At 60.5% G+C, this 380-nt stretch carries 2 protein-coding genes; both read right to left on the minus strand.

Features of this window, described 5'->3' with window-relative positions:
- Window positions 1–282: glycosyltransferase (locus BG74_RS06365; protein WP_439895691.1), on the minus strand; the 282-nt coding region annotated here is incomplete at its 3' end.
- A partial coding sequence (locus tag BG74_RS17425; RefSeq protein WP_244267386.1) for a hypothetical protein occupies window positions 282–380 on the minus strand: 99 nt, incomplete at its 5' end. The genes BG74_RS17425 and BG74_RS06365, both read right to left, overlap by 1 nt.

Consider the following 380-nt stretch of genomic DNA (forward strand, 5'->3'; position numbering starts at 1 on the left):
CCGCCACGCGCACATAACGTGCCGCGCCTGACGCCAGGCGCGCCAGATACGCACCGGCGCCATTATTTGCGCTTTCATGCCCTTGCCGCGCAGGCCGCTAATACGGATAAAATCGATGTCGATGCCGTGTTGCGGCACCAAACTGGCCTCCATGCGATCGGCGGTGCCGAGCCAGCGTACCTGCCAACCCTGCTCAATCAGGTAATGGGCAACCGCCAGTCCGGAAAACACATGTCCGCCGGTACCGCCCGCCATCACCATCAGCCGCCTGATCTTTGCCATCATCGCGGTCCCCTCGTAAATGCCTGCGCCTTGGCTAGGCGCGTCTCAAAATCCACTCTCAGCAGCAGTACAATCGCCGTCGACATGATCAGAAAACT

It is taken from the genome of Sodalis-like endosymbiont of Proechinophthirus fluctus (assembly GCF_001602625.1).
GTDB lineage: Bacteria > Pseudomonadota > Gammaproteobacteria > Enterobacterales > Enterobacteriaceae.